The sequence below is a fragment of the Puribacter membranae genome, from assembly GCF_055380425.1.
In genome coordinates, this window is sequence record NZ_AP040167.1 from 1,459,500 (window position 1) to 1,484,880 (window position 25,381).

Annotated in this window: 27 protein-coding genes; 12 read left to right on the top strand and 15 right to left on the bottom strand. The window is 53.8% G+C overall.

What is annotated here, in order from left to right; translation table 11 throughout:
- Positions 1-181: 181 nt before the first annotated feature.
- From ACZ41M_RS07050 to lptM, 3 genes are all read right to left on the bottom strand, one after another.
- Positions 182-763, bottom strand: a complete 582-nt coding sequence (locus tag ACZ41M_RS07050) for a hypothetical protein (protein ID WP_464731839.1) — start codon at positions 761-763, stop codon at positions 182-184.
- Positions 764-791: 28 nt separating this feature from the next.
- Positions 792-2,066 (bottom strand): diaminopimelate decarboxylase, encoded by a 1,275-nt coding sequence (gene lysA / locus ACZ41M_RS07055; RefSeq protein WP_464731838.1) that lies wholly within the window; start codon positions 2,064-2,066, stop codon positions 792-794.
- A gap of 96 nt (positions 2,067-2,162) precedes the next feature.
- Positions 2,163-2,360 carry an LPS translocon maturation chaperone LptM gene (lptM, locus tag ACZ41M_RS07060; protein ID WP_464731837.1) on the bottom strand — a complete coding sequence of 66 codons (198 nt, stop codon included), beginning with the start codon at positions 2,358-2,360 and terminating at the stop codon, positions 2,163-2,165.
- 25 nt (positions 2,361-2,385) lie between these two features.
- On the opposite strand from lptM, the gene cyaY reads away from it, so the two are divergent.
- Positions 2,386-2,694 (top strand): iron donor protein CyaY, encoded by a 309-nt coding sequence (gene cyaY, locus ACZ41M_RS07065; protein WP_464731836.1) that lies wholly within the window; start codon positions 2,386-2,388, stop codon positions 2,692-2,694.
- 102 nt (positions 2,695-2,796) lie between these two features.
- Here the strand turns inward: cyaY and ACZ41M_RS07070 are convergent, their stop codons facing one another.
- The 8 genes from ACZ41M_RS07070 to ACZ41M_RS07105 form a co-directional block, all read right to left on the bottom strand.
- Positions 2,797-3,999 carry an FTR1 family protein gene (locus ACZ41M_RS07070; RefSeq protein WP_464731835.1) on the bottom strand — a complete coding sequence of 401 codons (1,203 nt, stop codon included), beginning with the start codon at positions 3,997-3,999 and terminating at the stop codon, positions 2,797-2,799.
- Between the two features lie 30 nt (positions 4,000-4,029).
- On the bottom strand, positions 4,030-4,386 hold the full coding sequence (locus tag ACZ41M_RS07075; protein WP_464731834.1) for a cupredoxin domain-containing protein: 357 nt from the start codon (positions 4,384-4,386) through the stop codon (positions 4,030-4,032).
- Positions 4,387-4,420: 34 nt separating this feature from the next.
- Positions 4,421-4,789 (bottom strand): ExbD/TolR family protein, encoded by a 369-nt coding sequence (locus tag ACZ41M_RS07080; RefSeq protein ID WP_464731833.1) that lies wholly within the window; start codon positions 4,787-4,789, stop codon positions 4,421-4,423.
- 32 nt (positions 4,790-4,821) lie between these two features.
- Complete coding sequence (locus ACZ41M_RS07085) at positions 4,822-5,565, bottom strand: MotA/TolQ/ExbB proton channel family protein (RefSeq protein ID WP_464731832.1); 744 nt, start codon at positions 5,563-5,565, stop codon at positions 4,822-4,824.
- 12 nt (positions 5,566-5,577) lie between these two features.
- Positions 5,578-6,330, bottom strand: a complete 753-nt coding sequence (locus ACZ41M_RS07090; RefSeq protein ID WP_464731831.1) for an energy transducer TonB family protein — start codon at positions 6,328-6,330, stop codon at positions 5,578-5,580.
- The gene (locus tag ACZ41M_RS07095; RefSeq protein WP_464731830.1) at positions 6,327-7,025 is read right to left on the bottom strand and encodes a Fe2+-dependent dioxygenase; all 699 of its coding nucleotides are present in this window, start codon (positions 7,023-7,025) and stop codon (positions 6,327-6,329) included. Before ACZ41M_RS07095 ends, ACZ41M_RS07090 begins: the two co-directional genes overlap by 4 nt.
- Positions 7,026-7,098: 73 nt before the next feature.
- Positions 7,099-9,210 (bottom strand): TonB-dependent receptor, encoded by a 2,112-nt coding sequence (locus ACZ41M_RS07100; RefSeq protein WP_464731829.1) that lies wholly within the window; start codon positions 9,208-9,210, stop codon positions 7,099-7,101.
- A 418-nt stretch (positions 9,211-9,628) separates the two neighbouring features.
- Positions 9,629-10,813, bottom strand: a complete 1,185-nt coding sequence (locus ACZ41M_RS07105; RefSeq protein ID WP_464731828.1) for a trypsin-like peptidase domain-containing protein — start codon at positions 10,811-10,813, stop codon at positions 9,629-9,631.
- 376 nt (positions 10,814-11,189) lie between these two features.
- On the opposite strand from ACZ41M_RS07105, the gene ACZ41M_RS07110 reads away from it, so the two are divergent.
- The 11 genes from ACZ41M_RS07110 to ACZ41M_RS07160 all read left to right on the top strand — a co-directional run bounded on the left by ACZ41M_RS07110 (position 11,190) and on the right by ACZ41M_RS07160 (position 21,434).
- The gene (locus tag ACZ41M_RS07110; protein WP_464731827.1) at positions 11,190-12,608 is read left to right on the top strand and encodes a circularly permuted type 2 ATP-grasp protein; all 1,419 of its coding nucleotides are present in this window, start codon (positions 11,190-11,192) and stop codon (positions 12,606-12,608) included.
- Between the two features lie 2 nt (positions 12,609-12,610).
- Positions 12,611-13,195 (top strand): hypothetical protein, encoded by a 585-nt coding sequence (locus ACZ41M_RS07115; RefSeq protein ID WP_464731826.1) that lies wholly within the window; start codon positions 12,611-12,613, stop codon positions 13,193-13,195.
- Between the two features lie 45 nt (positions 13,196-13,240).
- Positions 13,241-14,236, top strand: a complete 996-nt coding sequence (locus ACZ41M_RS07120; RefSeq protein WP_464731825.1) for an alpha-E domain-containing protein — start codon at positions 13,241-13,243, stop codon at positions 14,234-14,236.
- A 23-nt stretch (positions 14,237-14,259) separates the two neighbouring features.
- Positions 14,260-15,099, top strand: a complete 840-nt coding sequence (locus tag ACZ41M_RS07125) for a transglutaminase family protein (RefSeq protein WP_464731824.1) — start codon at positions 14,260-14,262, stop codon at positions 15,097-15,099.
- Between the two features lie 118 nt (positions 15,100-15,217).
- The gene (gene gloA, locus ACZ41M_RS07130; protein WP_464731823.1) at positions 15,218-15,601 is read left to right on the top strand and encodes a lactoylglutathione lyase; all 384 of its coding nucleotides are present in this window, start codon (positions 15,218-15,220) and stop codon (positions 15,599-15,601) included.
- Between the two features lie 143 nt (positions 15,602-15,744).
- Positions 15,745-16,641 carry a proteasome-type protease gene (locus ACZ41M_RS07135; RefSeq protein WP_464731822.1) on the top strand — a complete coding sequence of 299 codons (897 nt, stop codon included), beginning with the start codon at positions 15,745-15,747 and terminating at the stop codon, positions 16,639-16,641.
- Between the two features lie 65 nt (positions 16,642-16,706).
- Positions 16,707-17,678, top strand: a complete 972-nt coding sequence (gene hemC, locus ACZ41M_RS07140; RefSeq protein WP_464731821.1) for a hydroxymethylbilane synthase — start codon at positions 16,707-16,709, stop codon at positions 17,676-17,678.
- A gap of 28 nt (positions 17,679-17,706) precedes the next feature.
- Positions 17,707-18,474: a uroporphyrinogen-III synthase gene (locus ACZ41M_RS07145; RefSeq protein WP_464731820.1), complete on the top strand. Its 768-nt coding sequence runs from the start codon at positions 17,707-17,709 to the stop codon at positions 18,472-18,474.
- A gap of 107 nt (positions 18,475-18,581) precedes the next feature.
- Positions 18,582-19,901, top strand: a complete 1,320-nt coding sequence (locus tag ACZ41M_RS07150; RefSeq protein WP_464731819.1) for a hypothetical protein — start codon at positions 18,582-18,584, stop codon at positions 19,899-19,901.
- Positions 19,898-21,094, top strand: coding sequence for a heme biosynthesis HemY N-terminal domain-containing protein (locus tag ACZ41M_RS07155; protein ID WP_464731818.1), 1,197 nt, complete (start codon positions 19,898-19,900; stop codon positions 21,092-21,094). The genes ACZ41M_RS07150 and ACZ41M_RS07155 overlap by 4 nt, the downstream gene beginning before the upstream one ends.
- Before the next feature lie 37 nt (positions 21,095-21,131).
- The gene (locus tag ACZ41M_RS07160) at positions 21,132-21,434 is read left to right on the top strand and encodes a helix-hairpin-helix domain-containing protein (protein WP_464731817.1); all 303 of its coding nucleotides are present in this window, start codon (positions 21,132-21,134) and stop codon (positions 21,432-21,434) included.
- A gap of 43 nt (positions 21,435-21,477) precedes the next feature.
- On the opposite strand, the gene hflX is transcribed toward ACZ41M_RS07160, so the two are convergent.
- From hflX to ACZ41M_RS07180, 4 genes are all read right to left on the bottom strand, one after another.
- Positions 21,478-22,632 carry a GTPase HflX gene (gene hflX, locus ACZ41M_RS07165; RefSeq protein ID WP_464731816.1) on the bottom strand — a complete coding sequence of 385 codons (1,155 nt, stop codon included), beginning with the start codon at positions 22,630-22,632 and terminating at the stop codon, positions 21,478-21,480.
- Positions 22,633-22,756: 124 nt separating this feature from the next.
- Positions 22,757-23,002, bottom strand: coding sequence for an RNA chaperone Hfq (hfq, locus tag ACZ41M_RS07170; RefSeq protein WP_464732182.1), 246 nt, complete (start codon positions 23,000-23,002; stop codon positions 22,757-22,759).
- A 187-nt stretch (positions 23,003-23,189) separates the two neighbouring features.
- Positions 23,190-24,656 (bottom strand): ribosome biogenesis GTPase Der, encoded by a 1,467-nt coding sequence (der, locus tag ACZ41M_RS07175; protein WP_464731815.1) that lies wholly within the window; start codon positions 24,654-24,656, stop codon positions 23,190-23,192.
- A gap of 30 nt (positions 24,657-24,686) precedes the next feature.
- Positions 24,687-25,319, bottom strand: a complete 633-nt coding sequence (locus ACZ41M_RS07180) for a YfgM family protein (protein WP_464731814.1) — start codon at positions 25,317-25,319, stop codon at positions 24,687-24,689.
- Positions 25,320-25,381: the final 62 nt, after the last annotated feature.

A 25,381-nucleotide genomic window follows, 5' to 3' on the forward strand; every position in this document is an offset into this window, starting at 1 on the left:
AATTCAATGCCTGATATTCTAACGTGCTACGGTAAAAATCGCACGGAAAATACTGATTTGATTGATATTTGTTTTTTCAAGCGATCAGTTTCGCCCAAGAGCATCTCAATAAAAAACCCAAACGGTTCGTTTGGGTCAGATCATGATGAAACCCCGCGAAAAGCGAGGCGACGCAGCATATTTAACACACATCCAAAGTGGACAACAGACGTTTAGAAATCCAGCCCTCTTCGCCCTCATAAATACGAATTTTGTACCAAACGCTCGGCTCACCCTTTAAATCCAGCGTATCACTCGGTACACGCGCCTCAAGCAGACCCATTTCGGGGTGGGTATAAGCCACCCGAACCATCCCCGTGCCCTCGGTTTCCGGATCAATGATGGTCACCACCCGATTGACCGGCAGGGTGAACGATGAAGTTGCTGTGGTGAATAAAATCTCTTTGCGGGTCGTGGTTTTACTGGGGTCCGGCTGAACCGTTTGCTCATCCAATTTGAGGACATAGGTATTTTGCGGCAATACACCGATAACCGAGCCACTCAATCCCGCCTCCGAACGCATATTCGCGCTATCGGAGCTCACAAAATAATCAAACATTTTGCCTGTCTGCGGATCATGGCAGGTATCGGACGCGGTATAGGCAACGCCATACACCGCTCCGGACTCTTGCTCTTTGATGTTCAAATAACGATTTCCCAGATAAGCCAATACGCCAATAAAAGCAGCAATGAGAACCAAGATACCCGCGCGATAGCTATTCATGACCACTCCTTAAAATACCAATAAACGCTTACAACTCCAATGCCCACAACTCATTCAATTGTTCCCGCCGACGAATCACCCGCGCATCCGCACCATCGACCATCACTTCGGCCGCGCGCGCGCGCGTGTTGTAGTTTGAACTCATGCTAAAGCCGTACGCACCGGCGGACAGTACCGCCAGCACATCACCCTGTTTCACTTTCAACGCACGATCACGCGCCAGCCAATCGCCCGACTCACATACCGGCCCGACCACATCGTACACCTGCGCGGCAACGTCATCATGCTGCGTGCAATTTTCCACGCCGACCCACGCTTCGTACAACGCAGGGCGGATGAAATCATTCATACCCGCATCAACGATGGCAAAATTTTTGTCGTCGTTGTGTTTGAGGTATTCCACTTGGGTCAGCAACACACACGAATTCGCCACCAGCGAACGTCCGGGCTCAAACAACAAATCATGCGTAAAGCCCGCGTCGCGCAGCCCTTTGAGCGACTGCTCAATCAACTCGCGCGGTGCCGGAGGGGTTTCGTCGCGATAACGCACGCCCAAGCCACCGCCCAAATCAATGTGTTTTAACTCAATGCCATGCGCACGCAACTGGCGTACCAGCTCAAATAAACGATTTTGCGCATCGAAAAACGGCGACAGCTCAGTGATTTGCGAGCCGATGTGGTAGTCAATACCGATCACATCCAAACCGGGCAAACTCACTGCGCGCTGATACACCGCGAGCGCATCGGTGTGTGCCACGCCGAACTTATTCGCCTTCAGACCGGTGGAAATATACGGATGCGTTTTCGGATCCACATCGGGATTCACGCGCAAGGACACCGGTGCGCGTTTACCCATACGCAGGGCGATTTCGTTGATGCGCTCCAATTCGGGCGCGGATTCCGCGTTGAAACAAAAAATGCCCTGCTCCAGCGCAAACGTGATTTCACGTTCCGACTTTGCCACACCCGAGAACACCACACGATTGGCAGGCGCACCCGCCGCCAAAGCACGCGCGATTTCACCCTCGGACACCGTGTCAAAAAATGCTCCGCGCTCGGCAAACAGACGCAAAACGCTCAAATTCGAGCACGCCTTGACCGCATAGCACACATGAATGTTACGTTCATCCGTCGGGTACTGCCACGCCGCCCAATCTGCCAACAACTGCGCCTGCGAATAAACGTACAACGGCGTGCCAAAACGTTTGGCCAAATCATTCAACGCGGTATTTTCTAAAAACAACTGCGTCCCGTTATCAGACGGACGCAGCGACAATTCGCTCACAGGGTACGACGCACTCATTGATACACTTTCTCTCAAACAATTAATCTTAAGGAAGCACGAAGTAACCCAAACCAGCCTGCGGGTAGTGGTTACTGCGTATTTCCTTAATTCACATTACTTTTTAACGCCCATGCCCGACGCATCCACCGGCGCGATATGCATGGCGCCATCGATTTTCTGTTGCTCCACCGGCACTTGCTCCGGCGGCATGACCAACGGCCCTTTGAAACCGCACGCACTCACGCACGCACTCGCTACGCCCAGCACCGCCGCCATTTTCATCACCGCCCACAAAATCAAAGCCCGATTCATATATAATCCGTCCGTTGAGTCAATCATGGAAAGCGCTATTATGACCGAAACCGAATACTTACAACAGGCAAAACGCCTGTTTGATGCCATCCTGTCGCACATTGAGGACACGCACGACGATTTGGAAACCCAAGCGCACGGCGCCGTGCTGGAAATCGAAAACGACGACGGACAAAAAGTCATCATCAATCAGCAAGCGGCCATGCAAGAGGTCTGGCTCGCCTCGCGTGCGGGCGGCTATCATTTCAAGTTTGATAACGACGCATGGGTCAATACCCGCGACGGGCGGGATTTTTGGGATTATTTGGCAGAGGCATTAACGGGACTGGCGTGAACCGCTTAGAAGAATCGATTCAGTTCGCCCCCAACAACGCAAAAGGCGGATAAACGCCACCTTTTGCCATCCAACTCATTGTGCATACCGCCTACAGCAAATCTACGACCCCCTCAACAAAGCCTGCGTCTGACCGTGTTTTGCCCACTGCCGCATGAGCAAAATAAACAGCAAACCGAGGACAAAAAACACCACTTGCGTTTGCGAGGGTTGGGCATCGTAACCCATCAACGCATTTAGTGCGACTCCCACCGGATGATCATTCGAAATCCAGTCGCTGCTGTCCCAAATCGGATTCAACCCACTGTGTAAAGTGCCCATCTGCACAAAAATACGACCGATTTGCGAGGCCATGCCCGCCGCCAACAGCAACACCAAGCCATTGGTTACGGCAAACAAATGTTTCATCGAAATGCGGCTCAAGCCCTGATAGACCAAAAAGCCCAATAGCACGCCCAAAGCCAAACCGACCAAACCACCGATCATCACATCACTGCGATCCAAACCGCCTGAGGGCGAAGCTACGGATGCGCTGTGCGGCACCTCATTCTGCGGCGATGTTTGTGCAGTCACATCCGGTGAGGACGCAGATCCATTTTGTGTTAAATCCAACTCGGCGGGCAATGGTGCCTGGGAGACCGATGCGGAAGCAGATGTGCCTGTTGATGGTGCTTCTGATGCAGCGGTTAAGTCCAATACCTCGGACAAAGCCGCTTTATTTTGCACCGTATCAGACGCCGATGCAGGCAGAGCCGCAGATGTAGCTTTCGCACCTTGAGTCAAATCCAGCGCCTGCGCGGGTAAGGCCGTCGCTGCGCTTGCATCAGCGGCGGGCGCAATGGACATTGTTGCATCGGGTAAATTTGACGGGATCGGGGCGTTTGCCGTCATCGCACCGCTGACAAACAACACGGTCTCCGCCCCCTCACGCATGACGATCATGGAGACCGCAATGGCTACCGCCGCCAAGGTTTTCTGACCAAACTGGACGGATTTTCCAAGCTCGCGCGCCTGTTGCACCATTTCCCGCCCATGTTTTTGTGACCAGACGATGTGCCATGTGAGCATGAGGAAGGCCAAACCCAAAATCAGTATTTGCATCCAATCTTGCCCCGTACCCTGCGCCCAGTCGTTGATATAGCCCATGCCGAACGCCAGCGCCACCGAACCCAAAACACCCAAAACCAGCCCCAACCATAGCCAACGGCTGCGTTGGGGAATACCTTTGGTGGCTGCGGCCATGATGCCGATGAATAATGCGGCTTCCAAAGCCTCTCGAAAAACAATTAAACCAATTGCAAACACGAATTTTCCCCTATTTTTATCTCATCGCGCTCACTGAGCGATGATGACCCCTTGCGCCGTGGCCAGATTGAACTCACCAAAAAAGACGTAGCGCCCCGGTTTGAGCGGCGGCACGAATACGGTGATGCGCCCACCACCTTGAACAATTTTTTCAAACTTCATTTGATCGGACTCGAACTCCTCAGGGGTTCGATCCAAATTGGTAACGACCAGCTTGAGCTTAGCGCCCGCAGGCACTTTGATTTGGCTGGGATAAAAGCGATGGTCTTTAATAGAGATATTGGCGGTCAATACCTCGTCGGCATGCGCCACGCCCGCACTGAGTAACAATGCGAGTGAAAACGAAGACGCTGCCACTTGTCTAATAGTTTGTTTCAGTCTGTTCATACAATGCTTTCTAAAGAACAAATAGGGTTGAGGGTTAATTCGGCGTGGTAATCAGCGACACTTTATGCACGCCCGAATTTTGTATTTGCGCCATCAGCGCAGCGATGTGCTGATAAGCGGTATTTTTATCCGCACGCACATGAATCTGCGCATGACCCTGAGCGCCCGTCTGCTGGATCAGTTGGCTTAGAGCTGTCTGATCAACCGGCGCTTCGTTCCAGTACACTTGTCCGTCAGCATTCAAAGACACCTGAATGCTTTGCACATCGGCCGCCTGCATCTGCGTACTGGCCTGCGGTAAATTGATTTTGACCGAGTGTTGAATCACGGGCATGGTGACGATGAAGATAATCAGCAAAACCAACATCACGTCCACCAAGGGGGTCATATTGATTTCTGACATAACCTCTTCCTGAGACTGGTATTCAGACAGATTCATGCACGCACCTCCACACCATTAGCCTCTGAGCGAGCGTTTTGTCCAACCGGCTCTGAGAACGGACGATTCATCCGCGAACCGGTCACGAAATAGGCATGCAGGTCATGTGCAAAATTGCCCATTTGCGCCATGAGGCTCTTTTGTCGGCGCAGCAATGCGTTGTAGCCCAACACTGCCGGTATCGCGACGGCCAGACCAAAGGCGGTCATAATCAGCGCCTCGCCAACGGGGCCGGCGACTTGATCCAAACCGACTTGCCCCGATTGTCCGATGCTCAACAAAGCGTGGTAAATCCCCCAAACCGTCCCGAACAAGCCGACAAAGGGCGCAGTACTACCGATGGAGGCAAGTACCGACAAACCCGCGCCCAAGTGTGCCGACGCATTGTCCAATGCGCGGCGCAAACAGCTATTGAGCCAGTCGCTCAGGCTGAGTACGCCATGCAAATCATCCTGACTGCTGTGGTGGTGTTCCACCGACTGCAAGCCCTCTAAAGCCAAAGTACGAAACAGATTGTTTGATTCGGGCGCACCCAAGGATTGAACGCCTTCGGCAAAGTTTTTGTTGTGCCAAAATCGAGTGGAAATCGAGCGCGCGTTTTGACGCACGCGCCAAAATTGAATGGCTTTGTACGCGATCACAATCCACGTCACTACCGACATGACCAACAAAACCAGCGCCACGAAGCGCGTAACAAAGTCACCTTGTTGCCAAAAATGAGTTAAACCATATGAATTCATGTTGATACCGTATTAGTTTTTGGGTTGAAATAAAATCGGCAGGACAAACGATCGGCTGTCACAGCCGTCATTGCGCTTAAAACGCGCATAACGTGCGCTGTTTAAAGCAAACTGATCCAACGCCACATTGCCGCTACCATTGATAATTGATGCCGAGGTTACTGCGCCTTGCGCATTGCGCGAAATGCGCAGGGTGACCGTGCTGCTTTTGTTCAAAACGCCCGGATAACGCCGATTAAACGAGGTCAATGCGCTGCACGTTTGTGCCGAAGTGCCATTCGCCGCCGTGCCACCGATCGGATTGGCCGAGGGTGAATTGCTTTGCGCATCAGACTGTGTCGATGAGCCCGTTGCAGCCGACTGTGACGAGGCGGCAGACGAATCGTGTGTTGGATTGACCACAGGCTTATCCGCCGTCGGGCGAGGCAGCTTAGGCTGCGCAATTGATTGAGCACTCGGCTGAGAAGGCGTAACACCCTTGAATTTTTTCATGGGGGTAGCCGGTTGGTGCGGCGGCATGCTGTCCACTTGCTCCTGAGGCGTGGTCGACTCTGATCGCAATTGAACCTGAGTTTCTTCAATACTCGCCCACGCCAAATCCGGCACTTGTGACAAAGTACGCACCAACAAAAATCCGAGCGCCCCATGCGCCAAAAGCACCAACACACTCAACACCGAAAGGGTTTTCACCTCGTCGGTTTTCAATGTGCGCCGCATGGCCGGAACCACATAAGCACTTTCGTTGTGTAACTGAAATGACCTCATGAATCAGCCCACATGCGCAATAAGTTGTGATAACAGCCGGTCAACTGCACCAAGGCCGCACCATCATCGGTATGACCGGCCTGCGTTCGCTCATCACGCAAATTGACCACAGAGACATCTAAATCAAACAGCAAACGTCGGCGTTCATCCGAACGCACCATAGACTCGATCCAGAAAAAGGAGCAAATACGTGCACCGGAGGTCACAGCCTCCACCCGATGGATGCTGGACGAGGGGTATAAAATCGCATCGCCTGCGGCTAATTTGACGCGATGTTCGCCATAGGTGTCCTCCACCACCAGCTCGCCGCCTTCGTAGCTATCCGGCTCGGACAAAAACACCGTCATAGACAGATCGGTGCGCACCCAATCCGGATGCGCCTTGCCACGAATGGCATTGTCAATATGATTACCAAATGAGTTCATCGAGCCATCGTAGCGATTAAACAACGGCGGATAAATTTTCTTGGGCAAAGCCGCACTCAAAAACAAGGCATTGCGCTGCAAAGCTTGCAATATATACGCACGCGCCATCACGCTTTGTGGTGCATCCTCGGGCAACTGCCGATTGTTTTTCACCTGATTGGATTGCGTGCCGGCGGTAATCGCGCCGGACACCCATTCCGCTGACGCGATCAGGCTTTGACAAGCGGCCAATTCTTGTGCCGTCAATAGTTGGTTTATTTGTAACATCATACGAATACCTCTTTTGAAATACGTTCTAAATCTGTATGCGCACACCCTCAACGAGGGTATGCGCGATGGTCGATTAGAACTTCATCGTCAGATTCAACTGAGCCGCGCGTGAGGTTCCCGGCACGACGTGACCACGGTAAATCCCTTCGTAATAGCGTTTGTTGAGCAAATTAAATACATTCAACTTGGCCGTGAGGTTTTTGTTGAAGTTATACTCAATCATCGCATCCACACGGCGGTAGCCGTCGATTTTGGTTGTATTGGTATCCGCTGTAAAACGTGAACTCACCCCTTCAACACCCAAACCGAGCTTCAAATCCGGCATAACCTTGTAGGTGGTCCATACGCTGAAAGTATTTTTCGGCGTATTGGCCGGGGTATTGCCGACATTGGCCGCCGAAGTACCGACGCCTTGATCGATTTTGGCGCGCATATAGGCATAATTGGCGTACAGCTCCCACTTATCGGTCAGACGACCGCTGGCTTCCAGCTCAAACGCATCGGTATGGCGTTTGCCCGAGAGCAAATAAATGTCCGGCTCGGCCAAATCGGTATTGCGCTCATTGGTTTTCTCCGAACGAGAAATCGAAGCACGCAGCGCCAAACGGTTATCCAACAAATTCCACTTGGTTCCCAATTCAATGTTGCGGGTTTTCTCCGGCGGCGTGTTGGTTCCGCGCGGGTCAAGCTGATACAACTCCGCCGACGGGTTAAATCCTGTGCTGTAAGAGGCATAAACCATACCCGCATCATTCGGCGCATATATCAGACCGAAGCGCGAGCTAAATTCTTTGTCCGTGCGGTTGTAGCTCAGATTTTGGGCATTGGTATAATCAGCACTCATGCGGTCATAGCGCAGCCCCGCCATGAATTTCCATTTGGGCGCAAACTGCATAACATCCTGTACATAGGCACTGTAGGTATTGCCCTTATAAGCACCTTGGAACGCCTGCGTGAAACTGTCATTAAAATTAGCAGGAAGCGTCGGATACAAGTCACCACCGGCAACGGTGGTCGCCGGATTGGCGATTGAGCTGACGTTATTCCAGCGTGTGGCTTTTTCGTTCAAAACCTCTACGCCCGCAATCAATTCATGACGCACAGAACCGGTATCAAAGGCGTGGTTGAAATCGCTTTGTAGACCCAAGGTTTTTTCGGTTGCTCCACGCGATTGGCGCGAACGATTAATCACCGTACTATCGGTAATCACACTCGTACCCTGCGCCAAACGCGGCGCGGTTCCGCGCAAGCTGCGGTCATATTCCGCATGACGCACGGTGGTTTTCCAAGTTGCGCCATTGCTGAACATTTTTTGATAGCTGGCCGTGGCAATTCCGGTCTTGTTTTGCTCGTAATCCGCATTGGCCATTCCGTAGAAGCGCTCAATTGGAACATTCAACGGTGCATTTTGGAAATACGGCACACCAAAGTCCGGCGTATTGTCGGTATTCAGATAGTAATACGACAGATTCCATTCATCGTCCGTACCTGCGCCGATGGATAAAGTCGGCGCCACACCTGTGCTTTTCTGATCCACGCCGGTACGGAAAGATTTAGCGTCTAAATTCATAAAATTCAAACGAAATGCCACGTTATCGGTAATCGGCGTGTTCAAATCGGCGGTCACACGGCGATAATCGTTGCTACCACCGGTCACATTAACTTCGTGCATGGCCACTGGCTTGGCGGTTTTGCTCACTTGGTTAATCACGCCGCCGGTCGAACCGCGCCCAAACAGCATCGAAGATGACCCCTTGAGCACATCCACCTGCTCCAAATTAAAGGTATCGCGGTTGTACTGCGCCACGTCGCGCATATTATCCAAATACAAATCCGACACCGCCGAATAACCACGCAAAGTGATATTGTCGCCAATCCGGCCGCCTTCACCGGCGTTGAACGTGACACCCGCTACATTGCGCAGTGCTTCGCGCAAGGTCGTCGCATTTTTCTCATGCATCAGCTGTTGCGTCACCACCGTGACTGCTTGTGGAATGTCCTTTGGGTCTTGCGCGGTTTTACCTACGCGGGTTTTTTCCGCCTTATAGCCTACTTGCTCACGCGTTTTATTGCCCTCTCCCTCGATCACCACTGTCGGCAAGCGCTCAGTGGCGGTCGATTCCGCCGGTGTTTGCGCCCAAGCCGAATGGCTGCTCATCAACAAGGACAATGCAACCCCTGTCACCAATCCACCCTTTGAACTCGGACGTACACACCCCACCTGGCGTACAGAATTCAGCGAATTGTTTTTAACCTCATCATCTAATTTAACCATCATCTCCCCTTGAGAAAATTTGAACCGTGCCAGACTGCCTGCCGACACTGCCGTAAGATTTTTAACGAATCATTAATGCAGGATGGCAATTATACGGATTATCTCGATAATGTAAATGATAATTATTACTATTCGCATTATGTTGCTCAAATAAGACATTGATTCAAAAACAATCAATGCGCCTTAAAAGAGAGAACCACAAACCGAATGTTTAACAGGGAAAATAAAAGAAAAGAAATGAAAGGAAAATAACAGACGAACGAATGCATAAAAAACGGGTTGAACACAACCGTTCAACCCGCTCTCAATATCACTCATACCACAGCGATCACTGACCCACTGTTAACTCCTGTATCTGACTGCGCCCTTCGCGCCAGACTTCGAGTTGCAGGCGCGTCCCGGGTTTGCTCTCGCCGATATAGCGCGCGAAATCGCGGATGGACTCAACGACCGCACCATTGATTTTGGTGACGACATCTCCGGCTTGCAGACCAGCTTGCGCCGCTGGCGAACCTGCTTCAACCTGCGCAATCACAACGCCTTGGGCTTTGCTCAGACCGAGTTCTTTGGCCATGTTTTCGGTCACGGGCTGAATGCTGACGCCGACGCGACCACGCTCAACCTTGCCTTTGGTGCGCAGTTGTTCGGCCACTTGCAGCGCGTCGTTGATCGGGATGGCAAGGGCAATGCCCGAAAACGCGCCGCTCGGGGTGAGAATTTGCGAGTTGATGCCGATGACTTCGCCGGACATATTGACCAGAGGGCCACCGGAGTTGCCCGGATTGACCGCTGCATCGGTCTGAATAAAGGATAAATAATCACCGGTATCGCGGTTGATCGCGCTGACCACGCCGGCGGTGATGGTGTTTTTCAGGCCAAACGGTGAACCGGCAGCCACGACCCATTCACCCACTTTGAGCTTGTTGGAGTCGGCCATGCGCAGGAAGGGTAAATTGGTCGCGTCGATTTTGAGCAATGCGACATCGGTGCGCGCATCGCTGCCGATGACTTGGGCTTTGAATTCGCGGTTGTCTGACAATGCAACGGTGATGCTGCTCGCGCCATTGATGACGTGGTGGTTGGTCAAAACGTAGCCGTCCTGCGAGGTGATGAAGCCGGAGCCTTGTCCCGCTTCGCGCTCGGTCGGCGCATTGCCGCCTGCGTTGGGCGCGGCACGGCCACTGCAGCCGGGTAAGTCTGGCCAGATCATGCAAATGGGATGGCCGCGCAAATCCATGCCTTGCTGCGCGGATACTTTTTCACTGACGCGAATATTGACCACGGCGGGTGAAACGTAGTCCACCAATTTGGTAAAGTCCGGCAAGCCCGTGACCAGCGGTGCGCCCTGTTGCGTCGGCGCCGGCGTATGGATGGGCGACTCTTGCGGTGTGACCGCTGCCGTGTTGTTCTCCTGCGCGTGACAGCCGACCAATGCGCCACTGAGCGCAAACAGCAGGGATGGCAGCAGCCAATACCGTTTACCGATACGGGAAAATAGGTGGTGACGATTCATGGGGCAATCCTTTGGATATACAAGAAAACGTTGAAAAGACGAGAAAAGTATAGTCTATTCTTTGTAAGAAGGCGTAAAACGCGACGCATTATCAATAATGCTTTTGGATTAAGTATGGACAAGCCGCGCAGAAACAAGAGGATACCAACGATTAACGCCCATCTCGCCTTGTAATCAATGACGACGCAGCATTCGTGGTGCATTTTCAGCCAATATTTGGAAAAGTTTGCACGCTTTGCGCACGACTTTATATCTTTTGGTGCAAACGATTCTTTACATTAAACAATAGCCTCGTGCATAATCGGCTCTGGCAAAAAGTCAAATCACTTTGCCGAACAATAATGATTACCATAAAACAGACAACGAGAGGCTGACCATGCCCACACATTTTTACGATGAAATGTATGCGGACACTGCCAAAACCAGTGTCCGTGCGCACTACGCCGCACTGAACGACTGGATGAGCCGACAAACCGCCGAGCTGATTGCGGAGAAACGTCAACAAGCCGATTTGATGTTTCGCAAAGTCGGTATTACCTTCGCGGTCTACGGCGAAGGTGCGGACACCGAACGCTTGATCCCCTTTGACCTGATTCCACGCGTGTTTCCGCAGTCCGAATGGAGTGCGCTGGAAAAAGGTTTGCGCCAGCGGGTGCAGGCGTTGAATATGTTTTTGTACGACGTGTATCACGAGCAAAACATCATCAAAGCGGGATTGATTCCCGCCGAACGGATTTTTAACAACAGCCAATACCGCCCCGAAATGCAGGGAGTCAATGTCGCGCGCGGCATCTACTCGCACATCAGCGGCATTGACATCGTGCGCGCAGGCGAAGGCGAGTTTTATGTGCTGGAAGACAATCTGCGCGTGCCATCGGGCGTATCGTATATGCTCGAAGACCGCAAAATGATGATGCGGCTGTTCCCCGAGTTATTCTCCAAATACCGCGTCGCACCGGTGGCGCACTACCCCGACCTGTTGCTCGAAACCCTGCGCAGCGTCGCACCCGCAGGCATTGACAACCCAACCATCGTGGTCATGACGCCGGGCGCCTACAACAGCGCGTATTTTGAGCACGCCTTCCTCGCGCAACAAATGGGCGTGGAGCTGGTCGAAGGACAGGATTTATTCGTCGATGATCTGCATGTGTATATGCGCACGACCAACGGTCCGAAACGCGTCGATGTGATTTACCGTCGGATTGACGACGATTTTCTCGATCCGCTGGCGTTTCGCCCTGACTCCGCGCTCGGCGTGCCGGGTTTGCTCAATTGCTACCGTGCCGGTCACGTCACACTGACCAACGCGATTGGCACGGGCGTGGCGGACGACAAATCGATTTATCCGTTCGTCCCCGACATGATTCGTTTTTACCTGTCCGAAGAACCGATTTTGAACAACGTCCCGACCTACCAATGCCGCAAGCCGGACGAACTTGAATACACACTGGCAAATCTGGACAAATTGGTGGTGAAAGAAACCCACGGCGCGGGCGGCTACGGCATGTTGGTCGGCCCAGCGGCGAGCAAAGCCGAAATTGAAGAATTCCGCCGCGTGTTGATCGCCAAACCGGAGCAATACATTTCGCAGCCCACCCTCGCGCTATCCACCTGCCCGACCTTTGTCGAGTCAGGCATCGCGCCGCGCCACATTGACCTGCGCCCGTTCGTTCTCTCAGGCAAAGAGGTGCAACTCGTACCAGGCGGTCTGACCCGCGTCGCACTCAAAGAAGGCTCGCTGGTCGTGAACAGCTCACAAGGCGGCGGCACCAAAGACACTTGGGTTTTGGAGTAAATATGATACGGCACACAAAACAATGGCTAGTCGGCTTCATCAGCGTACTCGCGCTACACAGCCCGCTGAGTAGCGCCGCACCACTCGCTGAACGCAGCGCCAGTGCATGTCAACTCAACGGCATTCCCAATATTGATGGCCTGTTTATTGGCGTGACTGCCGATGAGTTCTTACGCCGGCACCCCACTGCAGAAAATCAACCGAACTTTGCCGGCAACCGCAATCCACGTACGAGCCGACTCGACTTTCCCATGCGCAATGGCGTGAGCCAAGGTGAACTCAAAGGCATCAATAGTATTGGACACATAGCTACGCTGGATGGAGTGGTGTATTCCTACAGCGTCAGCTTCTTGGATGCCGGAGCCGATTACGACACCCCTTTGGAAACCTTTAAAAATATGCTGGTGGCGCGTTACCAACTACCCGATAACGGCTGGTACAAATGGCGCGGACAAGCGTTGCGTTTACGATGCGGCGACATTGAGCTGGAAGTTCATCAAGACCACGGGTCAGGGCACACCGCCATAGGTCCGGTATTTTTTGCTCGCAGCCTATATCTGCAAAAAATCGCCGACAGCTTGCGTTAACCGCCCCTCCATAACGCCAACACACAGATAAAACAAGGATGCATCATGCTACTTTCACGCACCGCAGATCACCTGTACTGGCACGCACGCTACATCGAGCGCGCCGAAAACACCGCACGCATGCTGGGTGTGAACTACGACACCCTACTCATGCCACACGAGCCGCAAAATGAAATCAATCTGTGGCGCGCCACGCTCGGGCTGTCCGAGCTCGAACCGCAATTTCTCGAACTCTATGGCGAAATCAGCACCGAAAACGTGTTGCGATTCATGGTGACCGATCAACGCAACCTATCCTCCATCGTCTCCTGCCTGTGGTCAGCGCGTGAAAATGCCCGCGCCGTACGCGACAGCCTGACCTCGGAAATGTGGGAAACGGTCAACGATATGTGGCTCGAATCCTGCCAATGGGTCAAATCCGACCGCGCGATCACCCAAGTGCGCGAATATCTGGACTGGATCAAATTGCGCTCACACCTGATTCTCGGCGTGGCGCTCGGCACCATGCTCAAGGACGAAACCTTCAACTTCCTGCGCATGGGCACATTCATCGAACGCGCGGACAACACCGCACGGCTGCTGGATTTAAAATTCTTTGAATCGTCCGAGATTCGGCAAAAAACGCAAGACGCCACCAACGCGCACGACGACACCAAAGACTTCTACCACTGGGCCGCACTGCTGCGCTCCGTTTCCGGCTTTGAAGTCTACCGCCAGACCTATCATGACGTCATCACGCCCGCGCGCGTGGCCGAACTGCTCATTTTCCGCAAAGAAATGCCGCGCTCGCTCGCCGCCTGTCTGATCGATTTGAACAAAAACATCGCGCATGTGCGCAACGCGTATTCACAAAAAACCGAGCGATTAGCAGGTAAAATGCTGGCAGACCTGCAATACGGTCAAATTGAAGAGGTTTTGCAATACGGCATCCACGAATATTTAACCGAATTTTTGGAAAAAGCCTACGCCCTGGGACACCAGATCAGCCAAGACTTCTTGGTACCACTGAATCCGGCGCACAGCAAAAGCACGTCCCAGTGAACACACCCGCAACGAATGAACGTATGCGTTTTGAAATTACACACAACACCGACTACCACTACGAAGACCCCATTTCGTACCTGATCCAGCTGCTGCGCCTGACACCGCGCAGTGATGCCGGTCAGACCGTGATCAACTGGCACATAGGCGCGCCCACGCGCCTGCACGCCCAAATTGACGCATTTGGCAACCACACGCACCTGCTGACCCTGAACCAACCCACAAAGCAACTGCTGATCGAAGTTCACGGCACCGTTGAGGTCAACGAAGACGCCTCATCCAACCGCCGACCGGCCAAAAACAGCCGCATATCGCCGCTGATTTTTACCCAAGCCACGCGCTACACCACCGCAGATGCTGAATTGAACGCCTTTGCACAACCATTCGCACAGCCGAACGGCATGCTGTCCGAAGACAACGCCCTGCGCCTGATGCAAGCCGTACATGAGCGCATCCAATACGTAAGCGGCGTAACCACCGTACAAACCACCGCACCGCAAGCATTCGCCCAAGCACAGGGCGTGTGCCAAGACCAAGCGCACGTTTTCCTCGCCGCAGCACGCGCCATCGGCATCCCCGCGCGCTACGTCAGCGGCTACCTCAATACCGGCGACATCGGCCACCTTGCCAGCCACGCTTGGGTTGACGTCTACACCGATCGCCACGAGTGGCTCAGTCTGGACATCACCCACAACTGCATCACCGACGGGCGACACTGCCGCCTCGCCATTGGCCGCGACTACGACAGCGCCGCACCGGTGCGCGGCTCACGCATGGGCGGCGGATTTGAAGCACTCAACGCCTACGTTCACGTTTCGGCACAAGGCGACGATCCGCACGTACTGTGGATGCAGCAGCAGTGATTCACGCTCAGTGAGTCAGCAGAAATCGTCCACGTCCATCATTTCGCCAGTAATCCACGTTATGATTGGCACTTATTGAAATCAATCCCATAACGTTAGATCACAAAGGACTTCAATCATGCGACTACTCCACACCATGCTGCGCGTCGGCAATCTCGAACGCTCCTTGGCGTTTTACCAAGATGTATTGGACATGCAACTGTTGCGCAAACAGGATTATCCCGAAGGACGCTTTACCCTCGCCTTCATCGGCTACGGTGATGAGGCCAACCACACCGTAATTGAGTTGACCCACAACTGGGATACCGAGCAGTATGAGCTGGGCAACGCCTACGGCCACATCGCCATCGAGGTGGACAATGCGGCAGCGGCCTGCGATGCGGTGCGCGCACGCGGTGGCAAGGTCACCCGCGAAGCAGGACCGATGAAGCACGGTACGACCGTGATTGCCTTTGTCGAGGATCCGGACGGCTACAAAATCGAGTTCATTGAGAAAAAGTAATCGGCTGTGTTCAGCCACTGATGATTCGCCGATCGTTCATTGAGCGTTCACTGATCATTCGCGCCAGACGTCACAAATTCGCCCATTTCTCCACAATTGGCTTATAATTTCGCATCCTTTAAACTCCTTATGACAAGGTTGCTATGACTTACTGCGTCGGCATTAAACTCAATCAGGGCTTGGTTTTTCTCTCAGACACGCGCACCAATGCCGGCGTCGATTTAATCAATCGTTTTCGCAAAATGACGGTATTCGAGGTGCCGGGCGAGCGCACCATCGTGTTGATGACGGCGGGCAATTTGTCCATCAGTCAGTCGGTTGTGCAGTTATTGCAATCGCAGACAGGCAATGACGCGAATAGTTCCTTGTGGAATGCGGCCAATATGTTTGAAGCCGCGCGCTTGGTCGGCCAAGCCACGCGCGAAGTGCATGCGCACGATGCGAAGGCATTGGGACAGTTTAACGTCGATTTTAACGTCAGCTTCATCATCGGCGGGCAGATTTATGGCGAGGAAATGCGCTTGTTCCAAATCTACGCCGCAGGCAATTTCATCGAAGCGACGCAGGAGAATCCGTTCTTCCAAATCGGCGATGCCAAATACGGTAAACCAATGTTGGATCGCGTGATCACGCCGGAAACATCCTTGGACGATGCGGCCAAATGTGCTTTGATATCGATGGATTCGACCTTGCAAAGTAATATTTCGGTCGGTTTGCCGCTGGATCTGCTGGTGTATGAGCAAGACGCCTTGCGCGTGACCAAATTCAGCCGCATCACCGATGAAAACCCGTATTTCCAAATGATTCACCGCGAATGGGGCAAACGTCTGCTCAGTGTTTTTGAAGACATGGCGCCGCCGATTTGGAATGCACACCCTGAATTGAGCGTGAGCGACGAGACCGACAAACTGGTACGCCCAATCATCGCTCAACGCCGCGTAAGCATGGTTCCGTCCGCCACCCAACCGAACACAACTGTCAGCACGGGGCAGGAAGCGAAAACGCTTATCGCCATACAAACCATGGCCGAACACTACTGAGCATCGCGGCAGAATGCTTCATTTTGCCGCCCACGAACACTGTTTCATCAACCCTAAAGCGACACATGCCCGACACCATTCATACCAACACGCCTGAAGTGATCACCATCGTTACCCGCGAGTCGCGCTTGGCTCTGTGGCAAGCGCACCACATCCGCGACCGCCTGAGTGCGCTTTATCCCAATATGACGGTGAAAATTCTCGGTACCACCACGCGCGGCGACCAGATTCTCGATCAGAGCTTGTCCAAAATCGGCGGCAAAGGCCTGTTTGTCAAGGAACTCGAAGTCGCATTGCACAACGGTTCAGCGGATATCGCGGTGCATTCGCTCAAAGACGTGCCGATGAATCTGCCCGACGGTTTTGCACTCGCCTGCGTGACCGCGCGCGAGAATGCACAAGACGCGTTCATCTCCAACCAATACGCCTCACTGGAAGATTTACCCGCAGGCGCCGTCGTCGGCACCTCCAGCCTGCGCCGCTCAGCGCAATTACAAGCGCGCTTCCCACATTTGAAAATCGCCGCACTGCGTGGCAATCTCGACACCCGTTTTCGCAAATTGGACGAGGGGCAATTCGACGCCATCATTCTCGCCGCCGCAGGTGTGATTCGCTTGGGACTGAAAGAACGTGTGCGCTCATTCATCCCGCTGGAGCACGCGCTGCCCGCTGCTGGACAAGGTGCGCTCGGCATTGAAATTGCCGCGCACCGCAGCGATCTATTGGCGGTGTTGCAACCGCTGATGTGCACAGAGACTTTCGCCTGCACCGCTGCCGAACGCGCCGTATCGCGCGCATTGGGCGGCTCGTGCCAAACACCACTTGCCGCACACGCCATCGTGGACAATGGCGAGCTATGGCTGCGTGCCAGCATCGCCCTGCCGGACGGCTCACGCGTCCTGCACGCGCAAGCACGCGGTGCACTCAACGATGCGGAGCAAATCGGTAACGCTGTTGTCGCAGATCTGAACCGCCAAGGCGCGCAAGACATCCTCGCCGCATTGACCCACTGGGTCGCACCCGAGCCGACGGCTTAATCGCTTGTCTCACACGGCCTCACGCCCCATGCGCACCATTGTCCTCACCCGCCCATTGCCCTGCTCCAACGAATTGCAGACACAATTGAGGCAGGCGGGTTTGCGCGTATACCACCTACCAACACTAAGCTTGAGCGCGTTTCAGGACGATGGCGCAGAAGCCCGCATCCGCAAGCATTGGCCCAATTACACCGTCGCCATGTTCGTTAGCCAACACGCCGCTGCATTCGCTCATCAGCACATGACGCGTTTGGGCTTAACTTGGCCAGCCGACATCCGCTTCGCCGCCGTTGGGCAAGGCACGGTAGATGCCCTGCGCCAACTCTGGCCTGCGCACCAGCTTTTCATCCAGCCTGCGCCCGCCGACACACAGGACAGCGAAGGCCTGTGGCGCGCCATTGGTGCGCATCCCGAGTTGCAAAGCCCTCAAAATCTGCTCCTCATCCGCGCCGAACAAGGTCGCGATCTGTTGCTGCAACTCACGCAACAAGCCCGCTGGCACAGCGATATTTGGCCGTGTTATCGCCGCACACCGCGCCATTGGGATGGCGACGAGTTGGCGCAATTTACCCATGCCTGCGCACAAAATACCGCGCTGGTCATCACCAGCATCGAAGGACTAAGCGCGCTCATCGAGCAACTCAGTCCCGAACTTCGCCACACCGCACAGCAACAGCGTCTGATCGCCATTCATCCGCGTATTGCGCAATTCGCCCAAGCGTCAGGCTTTAGCGACGTGCATGTGTGCCTACCGAGCCAATTGACCGAGCAGTTACCGCAACTGGCGCACATTTAACGGTAAACCCGCCACACACCCACCCCCACAATCAACGCCCCACGCAAAAACCCACAGGGCGCGCACATTGTTTTACAATACAGGCAAAACCCATTCAAGGAGCCGCCATGAGCAATACCCCCGAAAACCAGTTGAACACCTCGGTCACAGACAGCACCACCGCAAAAAAATCCAGCGGTTTGGGATTCAAATTGGCGCTGACCCTACTGGTTCTACTCGCCGGAACCGGCGCAGCAGGCTATTTGGCTTACGAGCGCGGCATGGCCAATCCGTATTTGCCCGAAGTTTTACAAAAGAAAACGCCGGAAACAGTCACACTGACGCCTGTATCACCGACCGAACCAACCGCACCGACCGCACCTGCAACACCCGGCACGAGCAATGAATCCGCGTCAGCCACAGCCCCAAGCGGCGCCGTAACCGGCAATGAACAGCCAGCCAATGCGACCGGTTCATCCGCAGCAGCAACAACGACACCGCCAGCCGATGGCAGCGCAACGCCGCCTGCGACCAATCCAAACGCCGCTGATAATGCCGCCACCGCAGCACCGAATGCAGCACCGAATGCAAACACCGCAGCCAATGCCGCTGCACCAACCGCCACGGCACCTGCGCCTGCCGCAGCCAAACCGCTCATCAGCAATGCCGTTACCAGCGCGCTGTTGACCACCATGGATGCGCAAAATCAATGGCAAGCCCTGCAATACGACTTTCACCAAAATTGGGATACCGCCAACGCCTTGCAACAAATCCAAATGCTGAAAAACCAATTGCAAGCAGCGAACAACAGCGCGCTCCTGCCCTCAATCAGCGCCCTGACCCAAGTGGAAGGCCAGATTCAAGCATGGAACAGCCTCAACCCGAAAGCCAACTTGGCCGCTTTGCAACAAAGCATGAGCGACATCGGCCAACTGCACATCCGCACCACGCAAGAACAGCAAAAAGCCGAAGAACAAGCTGCACCGAGTGGCTGGTGGAACCGTTTCATCGCCACGCTCAAACAGGTTTTTGAAGTCAAACGCGTGAACACCAACGAAGTGCAAGCCTTGGACAACGCCACCGCCGCGATTGTCAAACAAGGCATCAACGCCAACCTCACCACCGCCCTGTGGTCCGCGCGCAGTGGACAATGGAGCGTGGCGCAAGAGCAAATTCGCATGGCGAGCAGCACCATTGCACAATATGGACAAGGCTACAACCTCGACGCACTCAAACCGCTGATCGACAACACCGGCACCTGGCCGAGTTCACCTGATTTCGCCGTCGTACAACAGGCACTCACCCAAGCGCGTGCGCAATTGACCGCACAAATGCAAAGTGAGTCCGGCGTGAGCGTCACACCTGTCCAACCAACACAAGCCACACCGCCTGCAGCACCCACGAGCCAACCCAACTCAGCCGACGCAAATAAAGGAGTGTCACTATGACGCGTAAAATCATTTGGACGCTGCTGTTGATCGCGATTGCCGGTGCGCTGGCGTACGGCATGAACCACTACCCCGGCAGCGTCAGTTTTGAATGGTTCTCATGGCGCATCAGCATGTCGGTGTACGTGTTTATTCTGCTCGGCTTGATCGCGTTTACCCTGCTGTTCTGGCTCTGGCGCCTGTATCGCGGTATGGTTGCATTGCCCAGTCGATTCAGCGGCTGGCGTGAACAAAAACGTGAGCAGCGCGCCTTGGCCGCATTACAAACCGCAACCATCGCCCTGCAAGAAGGCCGCTGGGCGCACGCCGAAAAAGCCGCGAAAATCGCCGCACGCCGCCCCGAAGCGGTCGGCTTGGCCTCCTTACTCGGCGCAGCCAGCGCTCATGCGCGCGCCGATCAAAGCAGCGCGACCGAATGGCTCAATCGCTTGGACGAATTTCCCGAGTTTGCCGACGCCAAATTTTTGCAACAGGCGCAAATGGCTTTGGACAATCAAGACAGCCTGCAGGCATTGACGCTGCTCGACAAAGTATCGCCGAATCTGCGCAAACACAGCCTGCGCTACAAAGAACTGCTGCTCCAAGCGCAAGCCCAGTCAAACAATTGGCACGAAGTCAAACAACTGGCCTCCGAGCGCAAAACCGTGATTTCCGCCGAGCAACAAAACGAATGGATGAAACGCGCGATAGCCGGCCTGTCCGCCGACGACAGCCTGTCACTCGATTATCTGCGCAAACTGTACAAAGACATGCCGGACGAAGTGCGTGACGATGACACGGCCATGCAAACGTACATTCAAGCGCTCCTCCAGCGCCACGCCTACGGCGACGCGCGCATGGTGATCCAAGAAGCCATGCGCAACCGCTGGCGCCCCGCGCTTTTGCCCGACTATGTACGCGCAGCACAGACCGACTCAATCACCGATCAGTTAAAGATGTGCGATGCTTGGCAGAACCTCGGTTATGCCGATGACGCGCTGTACACCACCGCGGGTCAACTGTGCATTCGGGCGCAAATGTGGGGACAGGCGAAGAAAAACTTTGACGATGCCATCCGCCTGAACCCCTCCATCGTGAATTACTCGGGACTGGCGCAGGCATTAAACGGTATGGGCGATACGGCGGGCGCGCAAGCGGCAGAACATCAAGCCAGCCGACTCAACCAAGTCAATGTATTGCACCACGACAATTAAACGTTAAAATTCAGCGTTAAAAATAGAGGAGCGCACGATGATGAACCCCAGCAAAGTAACTCGTGCGCGCCTGAGTCATCTGACCGATCTGCCCAATGTCGGCTCAGCCGTAGCGGACGATTTGCGCTTACTCGGTATCGAGCATCCAGCGCAATTGATCGGTCTGTGCCCATATGCGCTGTACGAGCGGCTCAATCAAATCACCGGCCTGCGTCATGACCCGTGCATGTTGGACACCTTCATCAGCATCACGCGATTCATGAATGGCGAGCCAGCTCAACCGTGGTGGCACTACACCGCTGAACGGAAGACCCGATTGAACACCGAAAAATTGTCATGAAAAAGGGATGCGCGTGCATCCCTTTCCTATTCATGTCACACCATCACTCCGCTCGTCGAAAGCGCGGATCATCCGACCATTCATCCGCCTGACGCTGCTCCTGTTGCTTTTGCCAATCGGGTTTGTGATTCTCGGCCAACTCGACCAAAGCCTCGCGCAGTAAATCCATGCCCTCGCCGGTTTTCGCACTGATGTAGATGCGTGCAATACGACCGTGCTCGTCGCGCTCGATTTTCGGCTCATGCCCCGACAAATCGATTTTGTTCCAAATCAGCACCTGCGGAATCTGATCGGCGCCGATTTCTTTGAGCACCTTGTTCACTTCGTCAATCTGATCCAAACGCACATTGCTCGCCGCATCGACCACATGGAACAGCACGTCGGCGTGGATGGTTTCCTCCAACGTCGCGCGAAACGCGGCGACCAATTGGTGCGGTAGCTCACGCACAAACCCAACCGTGTCCGAGACCACGATTTGCCCCGCACCTTCGACATACACTTTGCGCGTGGTGGTGTCCAAGGTGGCGAACAGTTGATCGGCCGCATAGCTGCGCGCGCTGGTGAGCGTATTGAACAGCGTTGATTTACCCGCATTGGTGTAGCCAACCAGCGAGACGTTCAGGGTGTTGCTGCGCGCCCGCGCGCTGCGCTGAGTCAAATGCTGTTTCTCAAATTTGGTCAATTGCGCCTTAAGGTATTTCATGCGCTCGCCGATCAGTCGTTTGTCAATCTCCAACTGCGACTCACCCATACCACCCATACCGCCCATACCGGATTTACCGCGTTGACGCTCCAAGTGGGTCCACAAACCAGCCAAACGCGATTGATGGTATTCCAATTGCGCCATCTCGACCTGCAGTTTGCCCTCATGGCTTTGCGCGCGCTGGGCAAAAATATCGAGAATCAAACCCGTGCGGTCCATGACCTGCACTTCGAGTTTCGCTTCCAAATTGCGCTGTTGCGCGGGGCTGAGGCTGTGGTTGAACACCACGATTTCCGCGCGATACTCATGCACGGCCAGCTTGATTTCCTCAACTTTACCGCTACCGGCAAAGAGTGCGGCATCCGGAGTTTTGCGACTGCCGGTGACGGCGCCGACCACTTGGCCGCCATCACTTTGCACCAGCAGATGCAATTCCTCCATCGACGCTTCAAAATCGCCTTTACCAAAATAAATCCCTACGATAATGGCTCGCATATATATTCCTATCTATTATTCTAAAAACAACCAACCCGCTCACCTAAGCGAGCGGGTTGGTCTAAATACGTGTCGTATGGCAATGCCACATCCTGAGGATGCGCGCTACCGAAACACCATCCGATTATTCTGCGCTGGCAGTCGGTTGGATTTCTTGAATGTTCACAGGACGCGCCGGAACAATCGTTGAAATCGCGTGTTTATAGACCATTTGGGTGACCGTGTTGCGCAGCAGCACAACGTATTGGTCAAAAGATTCGATGTTTCCTTGCAATTTAATACCGTTTACCAAGTAAATAGACACCGGTACATGCTCGCGGCGCAGGGCATTTAAAAACGGATCTTGCAAAAGCTGTCCTTTGTTCATGATTTATTTCTCCAAGGGCAAAATGAATAGAATTATTTTTGTGCATTCCGAAATGATCGAAACGATAGGGTTATGTGATATTAACACAAATTATTTATACATGACTTTTTTTGTCAACTGTTCGTCGCAAAAGCGCGAATTTGTGCGTATGAAACCGCTCTCAGAGCGCTATCCGAGCCAATCTCCACAATTAACCGCGTGCAGCATACGGATTTTTGCTCGATTTAAACTCGATGCGCAAAGGCGTTCCTTGCAATTTAAATGCCTCGCGAAAACGACCTTCGAGATAGCGCTGATAGGTTTTCGGCACATTTTCCAACGAGTTACCATGAATAATAATGATCGGTGGATTTTGCCCACCTTGGTGCGCGTAACGCAATTTCGGACGGTTCGAACCTTGACCTTTGCGTGGTGGCGCTTGATGCTCGATCGCCGCCTGCAACACACGTGTCAATTTCGGCGTCTGCAGCTTGGCAAAGGCCGCTGCGTGCGCCTCCAACACCGATTTGAGCAGACCATCCACGCCCTGACCTTTAAGCGCGCTGGTAAAATGAAAGCGCGCAAAGTCCAAAAATGGCAGCTTACGCACGATATCGACCTTCACGCGATCTTTTTCATACGCATCCACGGTATCCCATTTGTTCACCGCGACCACCAACGCACGCCCCGACTCCAAAATGAATCCAGCCACGTGCGCATCCTGCTCCGAAATATCCTGATTGGCATCCAGCATCAAAATCGCCACATTCGCGTTCGAAATCGCCTGCAAGGTTTTGACCACGGAAAATTTTTCAATGGATTCAAACACTTTTCCACGTTTTCGCAATCCGGCGGTATCAATCAGCACAAACTTTTGCCCATCGCGTTCAAAATCAATCTCAATCGCATCGCGCGTCGTACCCGGCATGTCGAACGCAATCACGCGCTCTTCACCGACCAGCGCATTAATCAGCGTGGATTTACCCACATTCGGGCGACCCACCACCGCGATTTTAATCGGTTGCAGACTGCGGTGTTTGGAAATGGCCTTGTGTTCATCCGGTTCTATTTCCTCATCCGGCGCAGCCAGCAAGCGCGAAATGCCGTCATCGTCCAAATGCGCGAACGGATCATCGCTCGGTAAATCGGACACATCCAGCCAATCAGGCGTACCCGCATTGCGCTCGGGAATCTGCTCCAACGCATATTCGAGCATCTCGCGCACGCCATCGCCGTGCGCACTGGAAATCACCACCGGCTCGCCCAATCCGAGCGCGTAAAAATCCGCCGTCACGGTCGCGTGGCGCATTCCTTCGGCCTTATTCACCGCCAAAATCACCGGACGACCGGTTTTTCGCAAATCGTCGGCAATGATTTGATCGTGCGCATTCAATCCCGCACGGCCGTCCACCAAAAACACCACCAAGTCGGATTCGTCAATCGCCTGACGCGTCTGTTTCGCCATTTCATGGTAAATCCCGTCCTTAGCCACCGGCTCAAAACCACCGGTATCAATCACCAAAAATGGCCGCTCGCCCATGCGTCCCTCGCCATAATGGCGATCGCGCGTCAACCCCGCGTAGTCAGCGACAATCGCGTCGCGTGAGCGGGTCAAGCGGTTAAATAATGTGGATTTGCCGACATTCGGACGGCCAACCAAGGCGATAACAGGTTTCATGTATTCCTAATACTGATGTGATCTTGCCGATTAGTGCGGCAATAATTTCAATTTTGCTTCCAATGACTCGACCGTCACGAGATCCGCCGGCTGCGCCTTTTTTGCGGTCTCAATCGCCGCTTTCAGCACTTCCTGCGCTTTGGCCGTGTCGCCGCTCATCATGTAAATATCGGCTTTTTTCGCCGCAAACACGCTGGCGTATTGCGCCACCGGCGTATCCAAAGTCTTCAACGCCGCATCCTTTTGGTTCAACTGCATCTGAATATCGGCCAAACGCAAACGCGCCGCGCCTTGATTCTCCGCCTGACCATGCTCGATCACCCATTGCAAAGGCGCTTGCGCTTGATCGTATTTACCCTCCGTGGCCAACACCGCCGCCATTTGCAAACTGGCCAACGAAGCATAATTCGTTTTACCAAAGCTGCCTTGCAAACCCGCCAATTTGGCCGCCAAATCAGCGTCTTTCTTTTGAATCGAGGCGTTGAACGACGCAAACGCGGCCTCAGCTTGCGCGACTTGGCGTTTTTGATACCAGCCGTAGCCTTGCCAGCCAAAGTACGCAATCGCACCCGCGACCACCACACCGGTAATCAGCGTGCCCCACTTTTCCCAAAATGCTTTGATCTGCGCTATCTGCTCTTGTTCTTCCAAATCGTATGCCATAAATCCTCTGCCCTTTAATTACCTTTAATGGATGAATTACTTATTAAATATCTGATTTTATT

Bases quoted from the DNA above. Each gene is read 5' to 3' on its own strand.
- ACZ41M_RS07050 (WP_464731839.1), bottom strand. From the start codon at position 763: ATGAATAGCTATCGCGCGGGTATCTTGGTTCTCATTGCTGCTTTTATT.
- lysA (WP_464731838.1), bottom strand. From the start codon at position 2,066: ATGAGTGCGTCGTACCCTGTGAGCGAATTGTCGCTGCGTCCGTCTGAT.
- lptM (WP_464731837.1), bottom strand. From the start codon at position 2,360: ATGAATCGGGCTTTGATTTTGTGGGCGGTGATGAAAATGGCGGCGGTG.
- cyaY (WP_464731836.1), top strand. From the start codon at position 2,386: ATGGAAAGCGCTATTATGACCGAAACCGAATACTTACAACAGGCAAAA.
- ACZ41M_RS07075 (WP_464731834.1), bottom strand. From the start codon at position 4,386: ATGAACAGACTGAAACAAACTATTAGACAAGTGGCAGCGTCTTCGTTT.
- ACZ41M_RS07080 (WP_464731833.1), bottom strand. From the start codon at position 4,789: ATGTCAGAAATCAATATGACCCCCTTGGTGGACGTGATGTTGGTTTTG.
- ACZ41M_RS07085 (WP_464731832.1), bottom strand. From the start codon at position 5,565: ATGAATTCATATGGTTTAACTCATTTTTGGCAACAAGGTGACTTTGTT.
- ACZ41M_RS07090 (WP_464731831.1), bottom strand. From the start codon at position 6,330: ATGAGGTCATTTCAGTTACACAACGAAAGTGCTTATGTGGTTCCGGCC.
- ACZ41M_RS07095 (WP_464731830.1), bottom strand. From the start codon at position 7,025: ATGATGTTACAAATAAACCAACTATTGACGGCACAAGAATTGGCCGCT.
- ACZ41M_RS07105 (WP_464731828.1), bottom strand. From the start codon at position 10,813: ATGAATCGTCACCACCTATTTTCCCGTATCGGTAAACGGTATTGGCTG.
- ACZ41M_RS07110 (WP_464731827.1), top strand. From the start codon at position 11,190: ATGCCCACACATTTTTACGATGAAATGTATGCGGACACTGCCAAAACC.
- ACZ41M_RS07115 (WP_464731826.1), top strand. From the start codon at position 12,611: ATGATACGGCACACAAAACAATGGCTAGTCGGCTTCATCAGCGTACTC.
- ACZ41M_RS07120 (WP_464731825.1), top strand. From the start codon at position 13,241: ATGCTACTTTCACGCACCGCAGATCACCTGTACTGGCACGCACGCTAC.
- ACZ41M_RS07125 (WP_464731824.1), top strand. From the start codon at position 14,260: ATGCGTTTTGAAATTACACACAACACCGACTACCACTACGAAGACCCC.
- gloA (WP_464731823.1), top strand. From the start codon at position 15,218: ATGCGACTACTCCACACCATGCTGCGCGTCGGCAATCTCGAACGCTCC.
- ACZ41M_RS07135 (WP_464731822.1), top strand. From the start codon at position 15,745: ATGACTTACTGCGTCGGCATTAAACTCAATCAGGGCTTGGTTTTTCTC.
- hemC (WP_464731821.1), top strand. From the start codon at position 16,707: ATGCCCGACACCATTCATACCAACACGCCTGAAGTGATCACCATCGTT.
- ACZ41M_RS07145 (WP_464731820.1), top strand. From the start codon at position 17,707: ATGCGCACCATTGTCCTCACCCGCCCATTGCCCTGCTCCAACGAATTG.
- ACZ41M_RS07150 (WP_464731819.1), top strand. From the start codon at position 18,582: ATGAGCAATACCCCCGAAAACCAGTTGAACACCTCGGTCACAGACAGC.
- ACZ41M_RS07155 (WP_464731818.1), top strand. From the start codon at position 19,898: ATGACGCGTAAAATCATTTGGACGCTGCTGTTGATCGCGATTGCCGGT.
- ACZ41M_RS07160 (WP_464731817.1), top strand. From the start codon at position 21,132: ATGATGAACCCCAGCAAAGTAACTCGTGCGCGCCTGAGTCATCTGACC.
- hflX (WP_464731816.1), bottom strand. From the start codon at position 22,632: ATGCGAGCCATTATCGTAGGGATTTATTTTGGTAAAGGCGATTTTGAA.
- der (WP_464731815.1), bottom strand. From the start codon at position 24,656: ATGAAACCTGTTATCGCCTTGGTTGGCCGTCCGAATGTCGGCAAATCC.
- ACZ41M_RS07180 (WP_464731814.1), bottom strand. From the start codon at position 25,319: ATGGCATACGATTTGGAAGAACAAGAGCAGATAGCGCAGATCAAAGCA.